This window comes from Pseudonocardia sp. CA-142604 (assembly GCF_050948475.1).
Lineage (GTDB): Bacteria > Actinomycetota > Actinomycetes > Mycobacteriales > Pseudonocardiaceae > Pseudonocardia > Pseudonocardia alaniniphila.
Genome location: NZ_CP192045.1, coordinates 7,158,629 through 7,179,507, shown reverse-complemented (window position 1 = coordinate 7,179,507; position 20,879 = coordinate 7,158,629). Strand labels below are relative to the sequence as shown.

Below are 20,879 nucleotides of genomic sequence, written 5' to 3'. Positions count from 1 at the left end.
GTTCCGTCACACCGCTCAGAGCCGCACCGGGTAGGCAGGCTCCGGCACCTCCGGCCGGATGCGCTGCTCCACGAAGATGCCGTGCCAGAGCAGGAACACCAGCAGCGTCCAGATGCGGCGGCTGTGGTCGATCGGACCCTCGCGGTGAGCGTCGAGCATGCGTTGGACGGCGGCGAGGTCGACGAGGTGGTCGGCCTGCGAGTCGCGGATGATGTCGCGCGCCCAGATGTACATCTCGTCGCGCAGCCACAGCCGGATCGGCACCGGGAAGCCGAGCTTGCGCCGGTGCAGCACGTGCGGCGGGACGATGCCGTGCAGCGCCTTGCGCAGCGCATACTTGGTGGTGCCCTCGGCGAGCTTCTCCGACAGCGGTAGCCCGGACGCCACGGCGAAGACCTCGGGGTCGAGGAACGGCACCCGCAGCTCGAGCGAGTTGGCCATCGTCATCTTGTCGGCCTTGACGAGGATGTCGCCGCGCAGCCACGTGAACAGGTCGACGTGCTGCATCCGCGACACCGGGTCCCACCCCTGCGAGTCGCGGTAGTGGGCAGCGGTGATGTCGGTGTGCGAGCGGCGCGGGTCGTACTGGCGCAGGACCCCGGCCAGCTGGTCGTCCCGGAAGATGCGGGCGTTGCCGTAGTAGCGCTGCTCCAGCGGGAGCGCACCGCGGCGCAGCAGGTCCTTGCCCCGCATGCCCTCGGGCAGCCGGGTGGATGCGCGGCCGAGCAGCCCGCGCACGGCGCCGGGCACCTTCTCGAACGGGGCGAGTGACAGCGGCTCGCGGTAGATCGTGTAGCCGCCGAAGAGCTCGTCGGCTCCCTCCCCGGACAGCACGACCTTGACGTGCTGGCGCGCCTCCCGCGCGATGAACCAGAGCGGTACGAGCGCCGGGTCGGCCACCGGGTCGTCCAGATACCAGACGATGAGCGGCAGCGCGGCCATCATCTCGTCCGGTTTGACCGTGCGGACGACGTGTCGCACGCCGATCGCCGCGGCCGACTCGGCCGCCACGTCAACCTCGGAGTAGCCCTCGCGCTCGAAGCCCGTGGTGAAGGTGATCAGGTTCGGGTTGTGCTGTTTGGCCAGCGCGGCGATCGCCGTGGAGTCGATTCCGCCGGACAGGAACGCGCCGACCGTGACGTCGGCGCGCATGTGCTTGGCGACGCTGTCGCTGAGCACGTCGGCGATCCGCGAGTGCAGGGCGGACGACCCGCCGGCGGCACCGGAGTGGAACGTCGGCGTGAAGTAGCGCTCCTGCTCCACCTCACCGCCGGGCCGGACCGTGAAGTGGGTGCCGGACTCGATGCGCCGGATCGAGCGGTGCAGGGTGGCGGGCTCCGGCACGTACTGCATCAGCAGGTAGTGGTGCAGGGCCGCGGGATCGAGGTCGGCGGCGAGGTTTCCGAGGCCGAGCGTGGGCGCCAGCTCGAGCAGGCTCTTCTTCTCGCTCGCGAACGCGACGCCTGCCGGCCCGGTGGCCACGAAGAGCGGTTTGATGCCGAACGGGTCGCGCGCGCCGAACAGCACGCGCTCGCGCGCGTCCCAGATGACGAACGCGAACATCCCGCGCAGCCTGCCGACCGCGGCCGGACCCCAGTAGTGGTAGGCGGCCAGGATCGCCTCGGTGTCACCCTTCGTGGCGAACGTCGCCCCGTACTGCTGGGTGAGCTCGTCGCGTAGCTCGAGGTAGTTGTAGATCTCGCCGTTGAAGACGATGGTGTAGCGGCCGTTCGCGTAACTCATCGGCTGGTGCGAATGCTCGATGTCGATGAATGCGAGCCGGTTGAAACCGAAGACGACGTCGGCGTCGTTCCAGGTACCGCTCTCATCCGGTCCGCGGTGACGCGCGCAGCGCAGCGCCCCGGCGATCGACCCGGTGCGCCCAGCGGCGTCGGCCCTGGCGGTCAGCAGTCCCAGCAGTCCACACACAGCGAGCCAGTATGCCGACGGCGTGCCGCACTGCCCGTGCCGACCCGACCCCCGGATGGAGGGTTTGCTCAGCTAGTCTCTACGCGAGGTCGAAGGCGTGAAGGCGCGCCCAGCCGGGTTACCCGGCGGCCGACGGAAGACGACGGGTTTGGAGGCGGCGCGCAGTGGGCCGAGCACAGCGCGGGAGAGAGCACCGTTGGTCCGGGCTCCCGGGTCGCGGTCGGGTGGCGAAGCTGGTCTGTCTGGCCGCGCTGGTCATCCCGCTCACCACGGGTTGCTCGGTGGACGAGGTGCTGCGCTTCGGCTGGCCGGTGGGCGTCACCCCGCAGGCGGAGGCGATGCGCAACCTGTGGACCTGGTCCGCGGTCGCTGCGCTCATCGTGGGCGTGATCACCTGGGGCGCGATGTTCTGGGCGATCATCTTCCACCGCAAGCGCAAGGGCGACGACGACACCCCGCCGCGGCAGACGCAGTACAACCTGCCGATCGAGATCGTCTTCACCGTCATCCCGACGATCATCGTCGCGGTGCTGTTCGGCTTCACCGTCAACGTGCAGAACTACGTCGACCGGGACCTGCCCAACCCCGACCTCCGGGTGGACGTCACCGCGTTCCAGTGGAACTGGCGCTTCGCCTACCCCGACGACCGGGGCGCGAACGGCCAGCCGATCAGCACGCAGGGCAGCTCCGAGGTGATTCCCCTGCTGGTGCTGCCCACCGACCGGCGCATCCAGTTCACGCAGCAGTCCACCGACGTGATCCACAGCTTCTTCGTGCCGGAGTTCCTGTTCAAGCGGGACGTCTTCCCGGACCCGAAGCAGAACGACCAGGACAACGTCTGGCAGATCGACCGGATCGACCGCACGGGTGCGTTCGTCGGCCGCTGCGCTGAGCTCTGTGGCGCGTACCACGCGATGATGAACTTCGAGGTCAGGGCCCTTCCTCCGGACCTGTTCGACCGGTGGGTCACGTTGCGTGAGCAGGTCAACCCGGCCACGGGCGCTCCGTACACGGCGGGCGAGGCGCTCGGCGCCCTCAACTGCGGGGAGCTGTGCGCGCCGCAGGCCACCACCACCTACCCGTTCACCACCGACCGCACGCAGCGTTCGGCGTCCGAGCCGCCCTCGGGGAGCTGAGAGACACGCCATGAAGGTCGAATCCCGCATCTTCGAGATCATCACGGTCTTCTTCTTCATCGCCGGCATCGTCTACACGGTGCTCACCCGTGAGGTCGTCGGCGTGGTCGGGCTGTTCCTCACCGGCGGCCTGTCGCTGATCATCGGCACGTACTTCCGGTTCGTCTCGCGGCGGCTGGAGGCGCGCCCGGAGGACAACCCGGACGCGGAGGTCTCCGACGGCGCGGGCGACGTCGGCTTCTTCTCCCCGGGCAGCTACTGGCCCATCACCGTGGCCGGCGCGGCAGCCATCCTCGGAGTCGGACTCGCGTTCTTCTACGCGTGGCTGATCGTCATCGGTGTCGTGGTGGTGCTGATCGCCGCCGCCGGCCTGGTGTTCGAGTACCACATCAGGCCGTCCGAGCACTGACCCGCACGCACTGATCTGCCCAGAGCCCTGGCCGGCCGTCGCCGACCAGGGCTCTGGCATGTCCGGAGGCTCCGCCCGTCTTCGGGTGACGGGCGTGATCCCGATCACCGCCGCTCCCGCATCGCGCAATGATCGACCTACGGTGCGCGCGGAGAGCGACAGATGCCGGGAGGCGCCGTGGTGACGCATGAGAACGGCGGCTCGTCGGCGGCCGTTCAGGACCCCAGGGCGAGCGTCCTGCGGGTGGAGGGCAACGGCATCAACGTCGTGGCCGACGAGGAGCGCACGAGCAGGTCGTACCAGCTCTTCTGGCCGTGGTTCGGCGCCAACGTCTCCGTGCTCGCGCTGAGCTACGGGGCGTTCGCCTTCGGGTTCGATATCTCGTTCGCCCAAGCGGTGGTCGCCGGTGTGGTCGGGATCGTCCTGTCGTTCCTGATCTGTGGCTTCATCGCACTCGCGGGCAAGCGCGGCTCCGCACCGACGATGGTGCTCAGCCGCGCTGCGTTCGGGGTACGCGGCAACCGTCTGCCCGCCGCCATCTCCTGGCTGCTGATGGTCGGCTGGGAGACCGTGCTCACGGTCCTGGCCACCCTGGCCACCGCCACTGTGTTCCGCAGGCTCGGCTGGGGTGGGGGAACGTCGACGATGGTGATCGCGCTGGTCGTGGTGGCCGCGTTGATCGTGCTCGCAGGCGTGCTCGGCTACCACCTGATCATCCGGCTGCAGACCGTCATCACGGTCGTCACAGCGGTGCTCACCGTCGTCTACATCGTGCTTGTCGCCGGGCAGGTACAGCTGTCCACGGTCACGGCGCTGCCGGAGGGATCCGGTCAGAACGTGCTCGGAGCGGCGGTGCTCCTCATGACCGGCTTCGGCCTGGGCTGGACGAACGCCGCCGCGGACTACTCCCGGTACCTCCCGCGCAGCGCGTCAGGTCGCGGGGTCGTGGCCTGGACGACGTTCGGTGGCGCGCTCGCGCCCGTCCTGCTGTTCGTGTTCGGCCTGCTGCTGGCCGGCTCGTCCACCGGGCTCAGCGAGGCCATCGCGGTGGACCCCATCGGGGCGCTGGCCGCCGCACTGCCGACCTGGTTTCTCGTCCCGTTCGTCGTGGTGGCGGTGCTGGGGCTCGTCGGGGGCGCGGTGCTGGACATCTACTCGTCAGGGCTGGCGCTGCTCGCGGTCGGCCTGCGCGCGCCCCGCTACGTCGCCGCGCTGATCGACGGCGTGATCATGGTGATCGGCACCGTGTACGTCGTGTTCTTCGCGGGGGAGTTCCTCGGCGAGTTCACCGGCTTCCTCATCACCCTCGGCGTGCCGATCGCGGCGTGGTGCGGGGTGATGCTCGCCGACATCGCGCTGCGCCGCCGGGACTACGCCGAGGCCGACCTGTACTCGCCGTCCGGCCGCTACGGGGACGTCCGGGCGTTCCCGATAGCGGTGGTGCTGGTGGGCACCGTGCTCGGCTGGGGCCTCGTCACGAACACTGCTGCGGGATGGCTGAACTGGCAGGGATACCTGCTCGGTCCGCTGGGCCTCGGCGGACGCGACGGGGCATGGGCGGCCGCCAACCTCGGTGTGCTCGTCGCGCTGGTGCTGGCCTTCGTGGCCGGCCTGATCGGCACCCGGTCCGCCGTGCGTGCCCAGGAGTCCCGCACGTCGTGACGGCCCATCTGGCGGTGATCGACATGCAGCGGGTGTTCGGTGACCCCGGAAGCGCCTGGGCCACGCCGCGGTTCGCCGAGATCGTGCCGCGGATCCGGGTGCTGGCCGAGGCGCTTGCACCGAAGGTGACGTTCACGCGGTTCGTGGCACCCGACGAACCAGCTGGAGCGTGGAGCGACTACTACGCGCGCTGGCCCTTCGCGCGTATGCCCCCCGATGCGCCGCTCTACGAGTTGGTGCCCGACTTCGCCGGCCCCGGTCCGACCCTCGACGCCACGACGTTCTCCAAGTGGGGTCCCGAACTGGCCTCCCGCGTCGGGCCCGACGTTCTCGTGCTCGCCGGGGTGTCCACCGACTGCTGCGTGCTGTCCACGGCGGTCGGTGCGGCGGATGCGGGCGTGCCGGTGCGGGTCGTGGCGGACGCCTGCGCCGGCGTCGACGACCGCAGCCACGCCGCGGCCCTGCATGTGCTCGGCCTCTACTCCCCGCTCGTCGAGGTCGTGGACACCACGACCGTGCTGGATTCGCTCGGGGGACCGTAGCGCGATCCCGAGGCCGTCGATTCGCTGAACACGATCGGTTGGCGGCGCCCGTGCGTGGCTTGTTTGCTGCCGCTATGCGAGAGTTCGGTCGATTCACGTGGGGGGGTGTGCTGCCCGCAACACGCGGTCCGAAGCTTTCTTCGGTCGGGCCGTTGCATGGTAATACCGCCTTGTCCACGGAAGAGAGGATCGATCAATGCCGTTGATCGAAACCGGTCGGCCGCCACGGATCGATCGTCGGCAGTTCATCCTGATGGTGGGTGTCGGCGCTGCGGCCGTGGCGACCGGATGCCAATCGGCGCCCGTTGCCGTCATAGCGGAGAAGTATCCGGAGCCCGAGCAGATCGTCAGCAAGAACGGTGTGCTGTCAGCGGCGGTGACGGTGACCCGCCAACCGGTCGACATCGGTGGCCAGCAGATTGTGGGCACCGTCTACAACGGTTCCTTCGTCGGGCCGACCCTGCGCTTGCGCCCGGGGGAGCGGCTGGAGTTGGCCGTCACGAACAACCTGCCCGAGATGACGAACATCCACTTCCACGGTCTGCATGTATCGCCGTCCGGAATTTCCGACAACGTCTTCATCATGATCCATCAGGGGCAGACGCAGAACTATGTCGTCGAGATACCGGAGAACCATCCGTCGGGGACGTTCTGGTACCACACCCACGCGCATCCCTACACCGAGAAGCAGGTGTTCGGTGGCCTGGCCGCCCTGCTGATCGTCGACGGCCTGACGGAGAAGCTGCCGCCGGAGCTGCACGGCATCCAGGAGCGGACCGTCGTCCTCAAGGACTTCCAGGCCGTCAACGGAGCCATCCTCACGGAGAACATCGACAGCAACGCGCCGACGACCAGGACGGTCAACGGCGCCATCAACCCGTCGCTCGAGATCGAAGCCGGCGAGACGCAGTTGTGGCGGCTGGCCAACATCGGCGCGGACATCTATTACCAGGTGCAACTCGACGGGCACCCGTTCCATGTGCTGACCGTCGACGGCAACCCGGTCTGGCGGGTGGACAGCAAGGATTCGATCGTGATGCCTCCAGGCACCCGATTCGACGTGCTCGTCCAGGGTGGCGAGCCGGGTGATCACATCCTCAGAACGCTCGCGTACGACCAGCAGGGCGACCAGTACCCCGAAGCTGCGCTGGCCACGCTCACCGTTGTGCAGTCGTCGCGAACACCTGCCGCAATACCTGCGCGAGTGGTTGCACCGTATGACCTCTCCACGACCACGGTGGACAACGCTCGTACCATCACCTTCGCCAAGGATCAGGCCACCGGCCATTTCATGATCGACGGCACGATGTACGACGAGGCGCGCATCGACCAGCAGGTGAAGCTCGGCGCCGTCGAGGACTGGACCATCAAGAACCAGGACAAGCAGCAGCACCCGTTCCACATCCACGTCAACGACTTCCAGGTGATGTCGATCAACGGTGTGCCGTACGACGCGGTCAGTTTTCAGGACACTGTCAACGTGCCGGCTTTCGGGGAGACCGTGATTCGCATCCCGTTCCGGGATTTCACCGGGAAGTTCGTCTACCACTGCCACATTCTCAACCACGCCGACAAGGGGATGATGGCGAACGTCGAGGTCGTGTAGCGCGGGCTGCCCCCGGCGGGGCGGTCATCGTGTGGCGGACACGGAGACGGTGCTCTTTTCGGGGTGGGAGTCGTCTGGGCCGGGGTGGCGCCGCGCCAGGCGCTCGACGGCGTGCCGCAGAGCGTCGTGGGTGATCGTGAAGTGCGCCCGCGCGATCGCTCCCGCCCGTTCCGGGTCACCCTCCGCGATCGCGTCGACGAGCGCGCGGTGCTGAGGCGCCGCGCGTCTCCGGAGCTCCTCGGTGACCGGTTCGATCGCCAGTCCGACGTTCATCCGCGCCAGCAGCTCGCGGGAGAGCCGCGCCAGATGGCGGTTGCCTGCGGCGTCCAGTACCGCCTGGTGCAGGTCGTGGTCCGAACGCCGGGCGGTCACGGCGTCGCGGGCGGCCTCGTGCTCGGCGAGCGCGGCCCGCATCGCGGCGAGGTGGGCAGGTGTGCGGCGTTCGGCCGCCGTGCGCGCGATCGTCGACTCGACGAGGCAGCGTAGGTCGGACAGCTCCACGAGCTCGTCCCAGCCGGGTAGGAGGGTGCGGCGCACCGCGTCGTCGCTCAGCGGCCCCCAGCCCTCCAGCACGACTGCGCCGCCGTTGCGACCACGGCGCGTCACGATGTAGCCGGCGTCGCGGAGACGGGCGAGCGCATCGCGCAGGGTGGCCCGGCCCACCCCGAGAAGTGCGGCCAGCTCCCGTTCCGGCGGCAGGCGTTCACCCGGCGAGAAGTCGCCCACCGCAATGGCGGTGACCAGCCGGTCGGTGACGGCGTCGACACTTCGTCCCGCCCGTAACGGACCGAGCCAGGCAGATCCGCCTTCCGAATTGGGCGTCATGTCCGAATCATCCCACCTCGATATCTAAATGGTACTTGTAGGAGTCCAATAAGAGAGTCATGATCTCGCCGACCTCCGGAGGCGATTCATCGTGACTGCTCCCCGTGCCCTCGTTGCTGCCGATCGAGAGGGCACTATCCCGTTCGGCGGGTACGAGACCTGGTACCGGATCACGGGCGAGCTACGCCCGGACCGGACCCCGCTCGTCACGCTGCACGGCGGCCCCGGCTGCACCCATGACTACCTGTTGACGATGGCGGATCTGGCCGAGCGCACGGGCCGGGCGGTGATCCACTACGACCAGCTCGGGAACGGCCGGTCCACCCACCTCCCGGAGAAGGGCGCCGACTTCTGGACCGTCGAGCTGTTCCTCGCCGAGCTCGACAACCTGCTGGCGTCGCTGGGGATCGAGGACGACTACCACCTGCTCGGTCAGTCGTGGGGCGGCATGCTCGGCGCCGAGCACGCGGTGCGGCGCCCGGCCGGGCTGCGCAGCCTGACGATCGCCGACTCGCCCGCGTCGATGGAGCTGTGGGTGGCCGAGGCCAACCGGTTGCGTGCCCTGCTGCCCCCCGAGGTGCAGGCCACGCTGCTCGCCCACGAGGCGGACCAGACCTATGACCACCCCGACTACGTGAAGGCGGTGCAGGTCTTCTACGACCGGCACGTGTGCCGGGTGGTGCCCAATCCGCCCGAGGTGGCGGTCAGCTTCGCTGCCCTGGAGTCCGACCCCACGGTCTACGGGACGATGAACGGGCCCAACGAGTTCCACGTCCTCGGGACGCTCCGGAGCTGGTCGATCATCGACCGGCTCGACCGGATCGCGGTTCCCACCCAGCTCATCTCCGGTGCGCATGACGAGGCGACCGCCGAATGCGTCCAGCCGTTCGCGGACGCCATTCCCGATGTCCGCTGGGATGTCCTGCCCGAGTCCAGCCACCTGCCCCACGTCGAGGAACGAGAGACTTTCATGAACCTGCTCGAGGGCTTCCTGGCCACGGTGGACGAGCGGGTGGCCCGATGACCACCGAGCGTCCTGTCAGCGAGTCCGCCGAGGACAGCGAGCTGCGCGAGTTCGGCTACCAGCAGGAGCTGCGGCGCAGCCTGACCCTGCGTGACCTGCTGGTTTATGGGCTGGTGTTCATGGTGCCGATCGCGCCGTTCGCGATCTTCGGCGTGGTGTTCAACGCGTCGATGGGCATGGTGCCCCTGACCTATGTCATCGGGTTCGTCGCGATGATCTTCACCGCGTTGAGCTACCGCGAGATGTCGCGGGCATTCCCGATCTCGGGCTCGGTGTACGCCTACGCCGGCCGCGGCCTGCACCCGGCGGCCGGGTTCCTTGCAGGGTGGGCGATCCTGCTGGACTACCTGCTGGTGCCGACCCTGCTCTACGTCACCGGGGCGGCCGCGCTGGGCTCGGTGTTGCCGGGGGTGCCGCAGGCGGTGTGGGTGATCCTGTTCGTGGTCGTCAACACCGTGGTGAACCTGCGTGGGATCGAGACCACGGCGCGGACGAACAAGATCTTCCTGGTCGGCGAGCTACTGGTGCTGGCGCTGTTCGTGGTGCTGGCGGTGGTGGCGATCTCCCGCGGGGTCAACGGGGCGAGTTGGTCGTTCACACCGTTCTTCAACCCCGAGGTGTTCCAGCCCAGCCTGATCTTCGCGGCGTTGTCGGTGGCGGTGTTGTCGTTCCTGGGTTTCGACGCGATCAGCACGATGGCCGAGGAGACCAAGGGCGGGGCCCGGGTGGTGGGGCGGGCGACGGTGATCGCGCTGGCGATGGTGGCTGCGTTGTTCATCGTGCAGACCTATCTGGCGGCGTTGCTGGTGCCGGGTCAGACGGAGTTCGCCGGGGAGACGGCCACCAACGAGGCGTTCTACACGGTGGCCGAGTTGGTGGGTGGGGCGTGGTTCAAGGTGGTGGTGGCGATCGCGGTGGCGTTGGGGTCGGCGATCGCGAACGCTTTGGTGGCGCAGGCGGCCACGTCGCGGTTGTTGTTCTCGATGGCCCGTGACCGGCAGTTGCCGCGGTTCCTCGCTCACGTGCACCCGACCCGCCGCGTGCCGGAGCGGGCGGTGCTACTGGTGTCGGTGGTGAGCCTGGTGCTGGGGCTGTTCTTCGTGGGGCAGATCGGGTTGTTGTCGTCGCTGGTGAACTTCGGTGCGCTGTTCTCATTCTTGTTGCTGCACGTCTCGGTGGCCGCGTGGTATCTGATCAAGCAGCGGCAGCGGACCTACGGGTTGCATCTGATCGTGCCGTTGCTGGGTTTCGTGATCATCGGTTATGTGCTGGTGAACGCCGACGCCAACGCCAAGATCGGCGGGCTGGTGTGGCTCGCTGTTGGGGTGGTGGTGCTGGTCGTGCTGCGCATGACGGGACGCACGATCGAACTGAAGGTGAGCTGACCCGCGCCCCCCTGCGCCTCAGCCGCGGGCAGCCGCCCCGAGGGCCAGGCGGGCGATGATCACCTGCTGGATCTGCGAGGTGCCCTCGTAGATCCGGAACAGCCGGGCGTCGCGGTAGAAACGCTCCACCGCGACGCCGCGGATGTACCCGGCCCCGCCGTGCACCTGCACCGCGCGGTCGGCCACCCGGCCCACCATCTCGCTGGCGAAGTACTTCGCCGCCGACGGGCCCTGCACCTTGTCGGTGCCGGCGTCGTACGCGCGGGCGACGTCGAGCACGAGTGCGCGACCCGCGTAGTGGTCGGTGATCGAGTCGGCGATCAGGCCCTGGATCAGCTGGTAGGACGCGATGGGCCGGCCACCCTGCTGGCGGGTCTTCGCGAACTCCACCGACTCGTGCACCAGTCTCCCGGCCATCCCGACGCACAGCGCGGCGATGTGGGCGCGGCCGTGCGCCAGGCACTTCGTGGCGGTACGGAACCCCTGGTCGAGGCCGGCCTCACCGCCGACGAGCGCCTCGGCCGGGACGCGCACGTCGTCGAGGTGGACGTCGGCGGTCCACGCTCCGAACTGGCCCATCTTGTGGTCCTTCGGGCCGATCGTGAGCCCGGGTGTGCCGGCCGGCACCAGGAACGTCGAGATGCCGCGGTTGCCGGCGGCGTCGGGGTTGGTACGGGCGAACACCATGATCACGTCGGCGACCGGGGCGTTGGTGATGAAGCGCTTGGAGCCGTTGATCACCCAGCCGGTGCCGTCGCGGCGGGCCGCGGTGACGAGCCCGGACGGGTCGGAGCCCGCATCGGCCTCGGTGAGGCCGAACGACGCCGTCACCTCGCCCGACGCGAGCCGCGGCAGCCAGGCCTTCTTCTGCTCGTCGGTGCCGCCTACCAGCAGTACCTGGCCGGCGATGCCGTTGTTGGTGCCGAAGAGCGAGCGCAGCGCCGGGGTGGTCCAGCCCAGTTCGAACGCGAGCTGTGCCTCCTCCACGAGCGTCATCCCGAGGCCGCCGTACTCCTCGGGGATCGCGAAGCCGTAGAGGCCCATCTCCTTGCAGGTCGCGATGATCCGCTCCGGGATGGCGTCCTCGGCGTCGATCTGCTCCTCGAGTGGCACGACCTCCTTGCGGATGAACGTGCGCACCGCGGACAGCACGTCGGCCAGGTCGGAAGGCTCCACGTCGATCTCCCGTCGTTCGTCGCTCGGGGCAACGCTAACGGCCCGCTACGACGGGGAGCGACGGTGGGACGGGAACTCCGGTCAGCCGGCGAGGCCGGGCGGAGGTGTGGCGCCGAGGGTGGTGAGCAGGGTGGCGACCTTGCGGTCCAACTCCCGTCCGACGGCCGAGATCTCGGCCCGTCCGAGGCTGTCGAACTGCGTGCTCGGCTGCTCGAAGACGCAGACCGCCTCGCCCGCTCGGTCGGCGCGAATCAGGAACCGCAGCGGGGCGTACATCATGGCCACCGGGTCGTAGCGGTACATCCGCTCCGCGATCACGTGGTTGCCCACCAGGAACTCGGTGCAGTCCGACAACGCTCGACCGCCCACCAAGAGCGACCGTACGTCGAGCGCCCAGAAGCGCATGAGGCCGAGCGGCGCCGTACGGCCGGCGAGCGTGACGACGTCGTCCCAGTTCTCGAGTGCCGTGAACCGGTCGAGGTCGACGACCGGCAGCAGGTCCTCGAATCGGCGGATGGCCTCGGCGTAGGGCAGCCCGAGTGGCACGGAGAGTCGGCGCACCGTGTGGGTCGCCGTTGCTGTGTCTGTCATGGTTCTCACCTCGCAGTTCTGACATGCTCCATGAAAACTAGCCCGCTCGAGGGTACGCTCGGACTTCCATGGTGCAAGTCAGATGGCGGGCTACTGCACCAGCGCGAGCAGGAAGCCGTCGTAGCCCTTCGTGCCCACCGTCTGAATCACGGTGGTGCTCACCCGTTCCTCCCGGGCGACGGCCTCGGCGAGCCGGCGGGTGCCGATGACCGAAGGGTCATCACTTCCGTTGTCGGCCACCCGGCCGTCGCGCACGACGTTGTCGACGATGATCATGGAGCCCGGCCGGGACAGCCGCAGGGCATGCTCGAAGTACACGAGGTTGGAGACCTTGTCGGCGTCGATGAACGCGAGGTCGAAGGGCCCGTCCACAGCGGGGTCGAGAGCCGCGAGGGTGTCGGCGGCGGGCCCGACCCGCACCTCCGTGACTCCGGAGAGACCGGCCTCGGCCAGGTTCGACCTGGCCACCTCGGCATGCCGGGGGTTGATCTCGCACGTGATCAGCCGCCCGTCCGGAGGGAGGGCTCGCGCCAGCCAGATCGTCGAGTAGCCGCCCAGGGTGCCGACCTCGAGGATCCGCCGCGCGCCGATCGAGCGCGCCAGCAGGTGCAGCATCTTGCCCTGGTGCGGGGAGACGTCGATCGACGGCAGGCCACCGGCGGTGTTGGCCTCCAGCGCGGAGTCGAGCACCGGATCGCGTCCGAGCAGCAGCTGTCCGAAGTAGTCGTCGACCGACGACCAGACATCCTCAACCATGTGGCCGAGCCTAAGGTGCCGGAGATCGGCTCCGCGCCGGATCTCGGGCGCGCGGAATGTCGGGTTGGCCCTACCCTCCCTGCGGAGGTGCACCGGCTGGGGCCGGTGACCACAGGGGGCGAGGGTGGGCGCATGACAACGGAGTACGTCACGGCGCCGTCGCCCGCCACGCGGGCCGTGGGTATCAGCAGATTCTGGCGGGGCATCGGCTATCTCCTCAGCGGCCTGCCGGTGGGCATCGTCGCGTTCGTCGTCGCGATCGTCGGGTTCGCACTCGGCCTGGGGACCTTCGTCATCTGGATCGGACTACCCGTGCTGGTACTGACGCTGCGGGCAGCGCGTGGGCTCGCGGTCGTCGAGCGTCGATCCACCGAGTGGGCCACCGGCCGGGCTCTGCCTCCGCACTACTACCGCGCGGCGCGGGGCCGGGGTATCGGGAGGCTCTTCCGCGCGCTGATCGATCCGCAGTCGTGGCGGGACATGCTGCACGCCGTGGTCGCCTTCCCGGTGCGGATCGCGACGTTCGTCATCACCGTCGCATGGACGGTGGGCGGGCTCGGCGGGCTGCTGTACGTCACCTGGCAGTGGGCCCTACCCGATGACGACGAGGGCGGCGGGCTGTACTGGCTGCTGACCGGTGACCAGGGCCGGGTCGGCGAGATCGCGGTCAACACGGTGCTCGGCGCGGTGATGCTGGCGACCTCGCCGTTCGTGGTGCGCGGCCTCGTCGCCACGCGTGCCGGCCTCGCCCGGGGTCTGCTCACCAACCAGACCGCCGCGCTGCGGGCCCGCGCCGCCCAGCTGGAGTCGAGCAGGCGCGCCGCCGTGCAGGCCGAGGCGCAGACGCTGCGACGGCTGGAACGTGACATCCACGACGGCCCGCAGCAGCGCCTGGTCCGGCTCAACATGGACCTCGAAGCCGTCGCCCGCCGCCTCGACGACGATCCGGACAAGGCACGCCCACTCGTCGCCGAGGCACTGGAGCAGAGCCGGGAGGCATTGGGTGAGCTGCGCGCCCTCTCCCGCGGCATCGCCCCGCCGATCCTCGCCGACCGAGGGCTCGGGCCGGCGCTCGCCGCGGCCGCCGCCCGGTGCCCGGTGCAGGTCTCCCTCGACGTGGCGCTGGCGCAGGGCGAACGGCTCGCCCCTGCCGTCGAGAACACGGCCTACTTCGTGGTGACCGAGGCCCTCACGAACGTCGCGAAACACGCACAGGCCACGCTGTGCACCGTGCAGGTGAGTGCCGACGCGCAGCGGGTGCTCGTCCAGGTACGTGACGACGGACGCGGCGGCGCCCACCTCGGCAAGGGCCACGGCCTCGCCGGGCTGGCCGACCGGCTCGCCACCGTCGAGGGCGCGCTGGACGTCGTGAGCCCGCCGGGTGGTCCGACGGTGCTGACCGCCGAGATCCCGCTCGCCGGGTTGGGGGAGCGGCCATGAGGGAGGTTCGTTAGGTGCGAGTTGTGCTGGCGGAGGACTCGCTCCTGCTGAGGGAGGGGCTGGTCCGGCTCCTCGACGAGGCAGGGGCGTCCGTGGTGGCGGCGGTCGGGGACGGCAAGGCGCTGGTAGAGGCCGTTCACGAGCACCGGCCGGACGTCGCCGTCGTCGACGTCCGGATGCCGCCGACGTTCACCGACGAGGGGCTGCGCGCCGCCCTCGAGGTGCGCCGCACGGTGCCGGGCACGGCCATCCTCGTGCTGTCGCAGTACGTCGAGGAGTCCTACGCCTCCGACCTGCTCACCGCGGGCGGGGGCGTCGGCTATCTGCTCAAGGACCGGGTGGCGAAGCTCGCCGACCTGTCCGACGCACTCGAGCGCGTGGTCGACGGCGGCACCGTGCTCGACCCCGAGGTCGTCTCCGCGCTGTTCGCGCACCGCCGCCGCCGCGACCCGCTCTCCACACTGTCCCCCCGCGAGCGCGAGGTGCTGGGACTCATGGCCGAGGGCCGCACGAACACCGCGATCGGCCGCACCCTGGTGATCACCCAGGGCGCCGTCGAGAAGCACATCTCCTCGATCTTCACCAAGCTCGGGCTTCCCCCGTCCGGCGACGATCACCGTCGGGTCATGGCCGTGCTCACCTGGCTCGGGGTCTGAGCGCGCCGATCGTCGGCGGCCCCGGATATTTTGTTCCGTGAACCCCGATTGATCAGATCTTATAGTTCACGTGTGAATATCTGTGTTTTCCTCTCCGGCGCAGACCTCGACGAGCGCTACACGCGCCCGGCCAGGGAGTTCGCCGAGCTCATCGGCAAGGGCGGCCACACCCTCGTGTGGGGTGGATCGGATACCGGGCTGATGAAGGTCGTCGCCGACGGAGTACAGGAGTCCGGAGGGCGGCTCGTCGGGATCTCGGTCAGCTTTCTCCGGGACTGGGCCAGGAAGGACGCCGACGAGATGGTGATCGCCAAGGACCTCGCAGAACGGAAGGCGTTGCTGCTGGCCGGATCGGACGCGGTGGTGGTGCTGGCAGGCGGCCTGGGCACGCTGGACGAGGCGACCGAGGTCCTGGAGCTGAAGAAGCACAAGCTGCACAACAAGCCGGTGGTGCTCCTGAACACGGCGGGCTTCTACGACGGGTTGACACTCCAGCTCCGGCGGATGGAGAAGGAGGGCTTCCTGCCGGTGCCCTTGGCCGAGCTGGTCTTCGTCGCCGACGAGGGCGCCGCTGCGCTCGCCCACCTGGAGGAGTCCGCCGCAACGCGGTGACGGGGCGGCGGCGAGCAGAATTGGCCCAGGAATCCGTCGTGGAAATGACCCAGATTCGAGCAGTACCTGACACGTAGCGTCGCAGACGTGACAACGACCAGCGCGCAGGAAGACAAGAACCACCTCTCAGAGCACGCACCGCGCGTGGACTGGATGAAGCTCGCTCCCGACGTCTACAAAGCCATGATCCGTCTCGACACGGCCGTGCGGAACGGCGTCGAGACGACGTTGCTCAACCTGGTCAAGATCCGTGCGTCCCAGATCAACCACTGCGCCTTCTGCCTGGACATGCACAGCAAGGACGCATTGGCGGCCGGTGAGTCGGCGGAGCGGATCATCCAGCTCGACGCCTGGACGGAGTCGAAGCACTTCTACACCGCGAAGGAGATCGCGGCGATCGAGCTGACCGAGGCGATCACCGTGCTCACCGACGGCTTCGTCCCCGACGAGGTGTACGCGAAGGCCGCGGCCGAGTTCGACGAGACCGAGCTGTCCCACCTCATCGCCGCGATCGCGACGATCAACGCGTTCAACCGCTTCGGTGTCTCCACTCGAATGGTCCCCGGTCACTACACGCCGGGCGCCTGACTCCGTCGATCTGCGCCGCATCTGACGTCCGCACCATCACCCCTCGCCTTACTCGGGACAAGAAAATAATGACGGTCTCCACTTTCCGTGCCCTGCACCACGACCGCCCCGCCGGCGACCCGCTCGTCCTGGCGGGGCCGTGGGACGCTGCCAGCGCGCGGGTCTTCGCCGACGCCGGCTACCCCGCCCTCGCCACCCCGAGCGCCGGGGTCGCCGCCTCGCTCGGATACGAGGACGGCTCGACCCCGCCCGACGAGATGTTCACCGCGGTCACCAGGATCGCCCGGGCCGTCTCCGTGCCCGTATCCGCCGACGTCGAGTGGGGTTACGGCCTCGCTCCCCGAGAGCTGGTCGGGCGCCTGCTGGAGACGGGCGTCGTCGGCTGCAACCTGGAGGACTCCGAGCACCACACCACGATCAAGGAGCCCGAGCGGCACGCGGATTGGCTGGCCGAGGTGCGGGCCGAGGCCGGTGACGCTCTCTTCATCAACGCGCGCGTCGACACCTTCCTGTTCGGGACGGGTGACCTGGCCGACGCCCTGGAACGCGCCCGTCTGTACGTGGCCGCCGGTGCCGACTGCGTGTATCCGATCCTGGCGCCGCCCGAGGTGCTCCCTGCCCTGCGGGAGGGCATCGAGGGCCCCATCAACATGGCTGCCGGACCCGACGGGGGGTCCGTGGCCGAGCTGGGACGGCTGGGCGCGACGCGCATCACCTTCGGCCCGCAGATGCAGCAGCACGCGATCGGGGCGATCGGCGAGCTCGCGAGGGGGCTGCTCGTCACCACCGGCTGAGCGCCCGGCCGTCGGGTACACGCCGAACTCGGTACCCCATTCCATTGACGAAACCGTGCGGCATGAATCGTCAATGCCCTCATTCTTCCTGTTTGGATGGTTTCATGAACGTGACTTCACATTTCCTGAAAGAAGGCCCGGTGAGTGCGGGCTTCTCGGAAACAGTGGGTCGATCCATGGATGACCGATCGTCCCTGGTTGCCCGTGCGGAGCGGCTCCGGCCGATTCTGGCGAACAACGCCCGACAGGGAGCCGCTGATCGGCGGGTCGCCGAATCGAGCATCGCCGCGCTCGCGGAGGCAGGCCTGTTCAAGGTGATGCTGCCCAGGCGATACGGCGGTTACGAGGCGGGCGTCCGCACGAGTCTCGACGTGATGGCGGCTGTCGCGTACGGCGACGGCGCCGCGGGCTGGGTGGTGTCGCTGGTGAACCACTCCGCCTGGGACATCGGGTTGTGCCCGACACGTGTGCAGGACGAGGTGTTCGGCGCCGACCCGGACACCCGGGTGTGTGGCTCGCTCGCACCTGTGGGCACCGCTGTCGCGGTCGAGGGAGGTGTGCGGCTGTCCGGCCGTTGGGGCTACGTCTCGGGCTCGCTGCACGCCCAGTGGGCAGTGCTCGGGTTCAACCTCGTCGACGAGACAGGAGCTGTGATCGAGGGCGCGGTCGCACCCGTCCCGGCCGCCGACTACACGGTGTCCGACACGTGGTTCACAGCCGGGATGAGGGGGTCGGGAAGCAACACGCTCAGCGCCGAGGACGTGTTCGTGCCGTGGCATCGCGTGGTGCTGCGGGCACGCCTGGACGCAGGCGACTACCCCACCGAGCACAAGGACGAGATCACCTACCGCAGCGGCTTCTACCCCACTCACACGATGGGGCTGATCGGCCCGCTCCTGGGGCTGGGGCGGGCGGCGCTCGACCACGTGCTGGACGCGGCGGGCACGAAGCGGGTGGCCGGCACCGTGTTCCGTCGGCAGGCCGACTCCGCCGGCCTCCAGATGCTGCTCGGCGACGCCGCTCTCCTGATCGACACCGCGCACCTGCACGCGTACCGGGCGGCCGACGACCTCGACGACCACGCCGCACGAGGTGAGCAGCCGTCCTTCCCCGCGCGGGCCCGGGTGCGGGCGGACGCGAGCCGGGCAGCGGGGCAGGTCGTGGACGCGATCACCATCCTGCTCAACGTGCACGGTTCCGGGGGCTTCGTCGATTCCAGTCCGCTGCAGCGGATCTGGCAGGACGCGAACGTCGCGGCGCGGCATGTGTCCCTGCTGCCGGGCATCAGCTCCGAGGTCTACGGAAAGGCCCTCCTCGGTCTTCCGAACGATGTCGTGCTGTCCCTGTAGCAGCCCGCCTCGCAACGCCGCCCGGTACGTCACGAGGAAGATCGATGCGTCCACCCACCGTCCGGAAAACCCCCGGCGAAGCATCAGCCGGAATCAGCACCAAGCTCGCGGTCATGCTGGCCATCGCGTCCGGGATGGCAGTCGCGAACATCTACTACGCCCAGCCTCTGCTGGAGCAGATCGGACGAGACCTCGGAGTCGGGCCGGCGGGACTCGGCCTGGTGACGACCGTGACCCAGGTCGGGTACCTCCTGGGCCTGATCCTGATCGTGCCACTAGGCGACCTGATCAACCGTCGGCTCCTCATCGTCGCGGGGTGCGTGATCGCTGCGGCAGCCCTGGTCGCTGTGGCCGTGTCTCCTGGCTCGCTGATGTTCCTCATCGCCAGCGCCCTCGTCGGAGTGGTGTCGGTCGTGCAGCAGGTCATCAATGCCTACGCAGCCGTACTGAGCAGCCCCGAGTCGCGGGGCCGGATCCTCGGCATCGTGACCAGCGGCGTCGTCTTCGGTGTCCTGCTCGCCCGTACCGTGTCCGGCGTGCTCGCCGATGCTCTCGGCTGGCGCTCGATCTACGTCGTCTCGGCACTGCTCATGCTCGGGCTCGCGCTCGTACTGGCCCGCAAGCTGCCGCCGGAGACCAGCAGGGGCGCCGTCCCGTACCGACGCCTGATCACATCGGTCGTCACCTTGACGATTCACGAGCGCGCGTTCCGCGTCCGCAGCCTGATCACGCTGTTGGTGTTCGCAGGGTTCGGCGCCCTCTGGGGTTCGGTCGCACTGCCACTGACAGCCGCGCCGTGGCACCTGTCCACCACCGAGGTGGGCCTGTTCGGTCTCGCCGGCGTCGCGGGAGCCATCGGCGCCTCCCGCGCAGGCGCCCTGGCCGACCGCGGCCGGGCGCAATGGGTCACCGGCGTCGCCCTCGTGCTGTTCGCCGTGTCCTGGGCGCCGATCGGCTGGTTGCCGCAGTCCCTGATACCGCTGATCATCGGAATCGTCATCCTGAACTTCGCTGGTCAGGCCATCAGCGTCACCAACCAGCACCTCATCGTGGCGATCGATCCCACTGCCAGCAGCCGGCTCATCGGCAGCAACACGGTGTACTACGCCATCGGCACCGGTGGTGGCGCGATCGCGGCAACCATCGCCTACAGCGCCTCGGGTTGGAGCGCCGTCTGCATTCTCGGCGCCGGTCTCACCACGCTGGCATTCCTGATCTGGGCCGTCGACAGAATCTCTGCGACCCGCCGCGCCCCGACCGGACGGGCAGCGAACCGGCCGGCCACGTGATCCGGCGCGCGCCGCCCCGGCATCATCGACCCGCCACTCCTCGGTCTGCTCTCCTGGCTCGGCACATGCGTCCGGCCGAGCCGCGGCGTGCGACCATCCCGTTGGATCGTGATCATCGGGTGTCGCGTCCGCCGCACACAGCAGCGATCCGGTACTCCCGGAAGGAGTCGCATGACCGAGCACCACCTCGAGCCCACCCCGGAGACGGCGATCGACGTCTTCAGTCGCGAGACGGCGCCCGTTCTCACCGTCGAGCCGGGGGACACGGTGGTGGTCGGGTCGCTGGACGCGAGGGGGCATCTGGAGCGCCAGCAGAAGCCGGGTGAGGTCCGGCCGCTCATGTTCGCTCCTCGCGGGGGCCACTGCCTGACCGGTCCGATCGCGGTGCGGGGCGCGGAGCCGGGCATGGTGCTCGCGGTGCACCTGGTGTCGATGCGGCCCGGCGAGTGGGGCTGGACCACGGCCGCGGCGAGGGACAAGTGGCTGGTGCGCCGGCTGGGGCTCGCGGACGGCCCGCCGTCCCATCTGCTCTGGGAGCTCGACGCCGAGCGGGGCGTCGGCGTCAACGACCGCGGCCACAGCGTGGCGCTCGCCCCGTTCCTCGGGGTGATCGGGCTGCCCCCGGCCGCGGCGGGGGAGCACTCCACGATCCCGCCCCGGGCCGAGGGCGGCGGGAACATCGACTGCCGTGAGCTCGTCGCCGGATCCACCCTTTACCTGCCGGTCACGGTCCCGGGCGCACTGTTGCACCTCGGGGACGGCCACGCCGCGCAGGGCGATGGGGAGGTCGGTGGCACCGCGATCGAGTGCCCGATGACCACGACGGCCGTGCTCGACCTGGTCACCGACCTGGCCGTACCCGGCATCCACGCCGTCACCCCCGGCGGCCGCATCACGTTCGGCTTCCACGAGGACCTCAACGAGGCCATGGCCGAGGCCCTCGACGCGATGCTCGTGTGGATGCAGTCCCTGATCGACTTCGACGGCGAGAACCCCAAGGCCGCGGCCCTCGCGCTCGCCAGCACGACGGTCGACATGCGGATCACCCAGGTGGCCAACGACACCTGGGGTGTGCACGCCGTGCTGCCGCACGACGCACTGGGGTGAGGG

Annotated in this window: 20 protein-coding genes; 15 read left to right on the top strand and 5 right to left on the bottom strand. The window is 69.3% G+C overall.

Going from position 1 to position 20,879, the window contains the following annotated elements:
• Nucleotides 1-15: 15 nt before the first annotated feature.
• The gene (asnB, locus tag ACQPZQ_RS32580; RefSeq protein WP_433287198.1) at nt 16-1,929 is read right to left on the bottom strand and encodes an asparagine synthase (glutamine-hydrolyzing); all 1,914 of its coding nucleotides are present in this window, start codon (nt 1,927-1,929) and stop codon (nt 16-18) included.
• 224 nt (nt 1,930-2,153) lie between these two features.
• On the opposite strand from asnB, the gene ctaC reads away from it, so the two are divergent.
• The 5 genes from ctaC to ACQPZQ_RS32555 all read left to right on the top strand — a co-directional run bounded on the left by ctaC (nt 2,154) and on the right by ACQPZQ_RS32555 (nt 7,284).
• Nucleotides 2,154-3,065, top strand: coding sequence for an aa3-type cytochrome oxidase subunit II (gene ctaC, locus ACQPZQ_RS32575; protein WP_433287196.1), 912 nt, complete (start codon nt 2,154-2,156; stop codon nt 3,063-3,065).
• Nucleotides 3,066-3,075: 10 nt separating this feature from the next.
• Nucleotides 3,076-3,474: a cytochrome c oxidase subunit 4 gene (locus tag ACQPZQ_RS32570; RefSeq protein WP_433287194.1), complete on the top strand. Its 399-nt coding sequence runs from the start codon at nt 3,076-3,078 to the stop codon at nt 3,472-3,474.
• A gap of 177 nt (nt 3,475-3,651) precedes the next feature.
• Nucleotides 3,652-5,136, top strand: a complete 1,485-nt coding sequence (locus tag ACQPZQ_RS32565) for a purine-cytosine permease family protein (protein WP_433287192.1) — start codon at nt 3,652-3,654, stop codon at nt 5,134-5,136.
• Entirely contained in the window at nt 5,133-5,678 is a 546-nt protein-coding gene (locus tag ACQPZQ_RS32560) for a cysteine hydrolase family protein (RefSeq protein WP_433287191.1), read from the top strand. Before ACQPZQ_RS32565 ends, ACQPZQ_RS32560 begins: the two co-directional genes overlap by 4 nt.
• Nucleotides 5,679-5,874: 196 nt before the next feature.
• Nucleotides 5,875-7,284 carry a multicopper oxidase family protein gene (locus ACQPZQ_RS32555; RefSeq protein ID WP_433287189.1) on the top strand — a complete coding sequence of 470 codons (1,410 nt, stop codon included), beginning with the start codon at nt 5,875-5,877 and terminating at the stop codon, nt 7,282-7,284.
• Nucleotides 7,285-7,308: 24 nt separating this feature from the next.
• Here ACQPZQ_RS32555 and ACQPZQ_RS32550 read toward each other — a convergent pair whose 3' ends face one another.
• The gene (locus ACQPZQ_RS32550; RefSeq protein ID WP_433287187.1) at nt 7,309-8,109 is read right to left on the bottom strand and encodes a FadR/GntR family transcriptional regulator; all 801 of its coding nucleotides are present in this window, start codon (nt 8,107-8,109) and stop codon (nt 7,309-7,311) included.
• A 91-nt stretch (nt 8,110-8,200) separates the two neighbouring features.
• Between ACQPZQ_RS32550 and ACQPZQ_RS32545 the strand changes: the two genes are divergently transcribed.
• Nucleotides 8,201-9,133 (top strand): proline iminopeptidase-family hydrolase, encoded by a 933-nt coding sequence (locus tag ACQPZQ_RS32545; RefSeq protein WP_433287185.1) that lies wholly within the window; start codon nt 8,201-8,203, stop codon nt 9,131-9,133.
• Nucleotides 9,130-10,518: an APC family permease gene (locus ACQPZQ_RS32540; protein WP_433287184.1), complete on the top strand. Its 1,389-nt coding sequence runs from the start codon at nt 9,130-9,132 to the stop codon at nt 10,516-10,518. Before ACQPZQ_RS32545 ends, ACQPZQ_RS32540 begins: the two co-directional genes overlap by 4 nt.
• 18 nt (nt 10,519-10,536) lie before the next feature.
• Here ACQPZQ_RS32540 and ACQPZQ_RS32535 read toward each other — a convergent pair whose 3' ends face one another.
• The 3 genes from ACQPZQ_RS32535 to ACQPZQ_RS32525 form a co-directional block, all read right to left on the bottom strand.
• The gene (locus ACQPZQ_RS32535; RefSeq protein WP_433287182.1) at nt 10,537-11,694 is read right to left on the bottom strand and encodes an acyl-CoA dehydrogenase family protein; all 1,158 of its coding nucleotides are present in this window, start codon (nt 11,692-11,694) and stop codon (nt 10,537-10,539) included.
• 81 nt (nt 11,695-11,775) lie between these two features.
• On the bottom strand, nt 11,776-12,285 hold the full coding sequence (locus ACQPZQ_RS32530) for a hypothetical protein (protein ID WP_433287180.1): 510 nt from the start codon (nt 12,283-12,285) through the stop codon (nt 11,776-11,778).
• 90 nt (nt 12,286-12,375) lie between these two features.
• Entirely contained in the window at nt 12,376-13,041 is a 666-nt protein-coding gene (locus ACQPZQ_RS32525; protein WP_433287178.1) for an O-methyltransferase, read from the bottom strand.
• 132 nt (nt 13,042-13,173) lie between these two features.
• Between ACQPZQ_RS32525 and ACQPZQ_RS32520 the strand changes: the two genes are divergently transcribed.
• The 8 genes from ACQPZQ_RS32520 (at nt 13,174) to ACQPZQ_RS32485 (ending at nt 20,876) form a co-directional block, all read left to right on the top strand.
• A complete protein-coding gene (locus tag ACQPZQ_RS32520) occupies nt 13,174-14,481 on the top strand; it encodes a sensor histidine kinase (RefSeq protein ID WP_433287176.1) in 1,308 nt (435 codons plus the stop codon).
• A gap of 14 nt (nt 14,482-14,495) precedes the next feature.
• The gene (locus ACQPZQ_RS32515) at nt 14,496-15,137 is read left to right on the top strand and encodes a response regulator transcription factor (RefSeq protein ID WP_433287174.1); all 642 of its coding nucleotides are present in this window, start codon (nt 14,496-14,498) and stop codon (nt 15,135-15,137) included.
• Between the two features lie 72 nt (nt 15,138-15,209).
• Nucleotides 15,210-15,749 carry a TIGR00730 family Rossman fold protein gene (locus ACQPZQ_RS32510; protein ID WP_433287172.1) on the top strand — a complete coding sequence of 180 codons (540 nt, stop codon included), beginning with the start codon at nt 15,210-15,212 and terminating at the stop codon, nt 15,747-15,749.
• An 87-nt stretch (nt 15,750-15,836) separates the two neighbouring features.
• On the top strand, nt 15,837-16,337 hold the full coding sequence (locus tag ACQPZQ_RS32505) for a carboxymuconolactone decarboxylase family protein (RefSeq protein WP_433287171.1): 501 nt from the start codon (nt 15,837-15,839) through the stop codon (nt 16,335-16,337).
• Nucleotides 16,338-16,405: 68 nt separating this feature from the next.
• The gene (locus ACQPZQ_RS32500; protein ID WP_433287169.1) at nt 16,406-17,131 is read left to right on the top strand and encodes an isocitrate lyase/PEP mutase family protein; all 726 of its coding nucleotides are present in this window, start codon (nt 16,406-16,408) and stop codon (nt 17,129-17,131) included.
• A 176-nt stretch (nt 17,132-17,307) separates the two neighbouring features.
• Nucleotides 17,308-18,480, top strand: coding sequence for an acyl-CoA dehydrogenase family protein (locus ACQPZQ_RS32495; RefSeq protein ID WP_433287168.1), 1,173 nt, complete (start codon nt 17,308-17,310; stop codon nt 18,478-18,480).
• A 44-nt stretch (nt 18,481-18,524) separates the two neighbouring features.
• Nucleotides 18,525-19,769: an MFS transporter gene (locus ACQPZQ_RS32490; RefSeq protein ID WP_433287166.1), complete on the top strand. Its 1,245-nt coding sequence runs from the start codon at nt 18,525-18,527 to the stop codon at nt 19,767-19,769.
• 171 nt (nt 19,770-19,940) lie between these two features.
• A complete protein-coding gene (locus ACQPZQ_RS32485; protein ID WP_433287164.1) occupies nt 19,941-20,876 on the top strand; it encodes an acetamidase/formamidase family protein in 936 nt (311 codons plus the stop codon).
• Nucleotides 20,877-20,879: the final 3 nt, after the last annotated feature.

Excerpts from the sequence above, each read along its gene's own strand:
- ACQPZQ_RS32570 (WP_433287194.1), top strand. The coding sequence starts at position 3,076 with ATGAAGGTCGAATCCCGCATCTTCGAGATCATCACGGTCTTCTTCTTC.
- ACQPZQ_RS32555 (WP_433287189.1), top strand. The coding sequence starts at position 5,875 with ATGCCGTTGATCGAAACCGGTCGGCCGCCACGGATCGATCGTCGGCAG.
- ACQPZQ_RS32550 (WP_433287187.1), bottom strand. The coding sequence starts at position 8,109 with ATGACGCCCAATTCGGAAGGCGGATCTGCCTGGCTCGGTCCGTTACGG.
- ACQPZQ_RS32540 (WP_433287184.1), top strand. The coding sequence starts at position 9,130 with ATGACCACCGAGCGTCCTGTCAGCGAGTCCGCCGAGGACAGCGAGCTG.
- ACQPZQ_RS32530 (WP_433287180.1), bottom strand. The coding sequence starts at position 12,285 with ATGACAGACACAGCAACGGCGACCCACACGGTGCGCCGACTCTCCGTG.
- ACQPZQ_RS32525 (WP_433287178.1), bottom strand. The coding sequence starts at position 13,041 with ATGGTTGAGGATGTCTGGTCGTCGGTCGACGACTACTTCGGACAGCTG.
- ACQPZQ_RS32520 (WP_433287176.1), top strand. The coding sequence starts at position 13,174 with ATGACAACGGAGTACGTCACGGCGCCGTCGCCCGCCACGCGGGCCGTG.
- ACQPZQ_RS32500 (WP_433287169.1), top strand. The coding sequence starts at position 16,406 with ATGACGGTCTCCACTTTCCGTGCCCTGCACCACGACCGCCCCGCCGGC.
- ACQPZQ_RS32495 (WP_433287168.1), top strand. The coding sequence starts at position 17,308 with ATGGATGACCGATCGTCCCTGGTTGCCCGTGCGGAGCGGCTCCGGCCG.
- ACQPZQ_RS32490 (WP_433287166.1), top strand. The coding sequence starts at position 18,525 with ATGCGTCCACCCACCGTCCGGAAAACCCCCGGCGAAGCATCAGCCGGA.
- ACQPZQ_RS32485 (WP_433287164.1), top strand. The coding sequence starts at position 19,941 with ATGACCGAGCACCACCTCGAGCCCACCCCGGAGACGGCGATCGACGTC.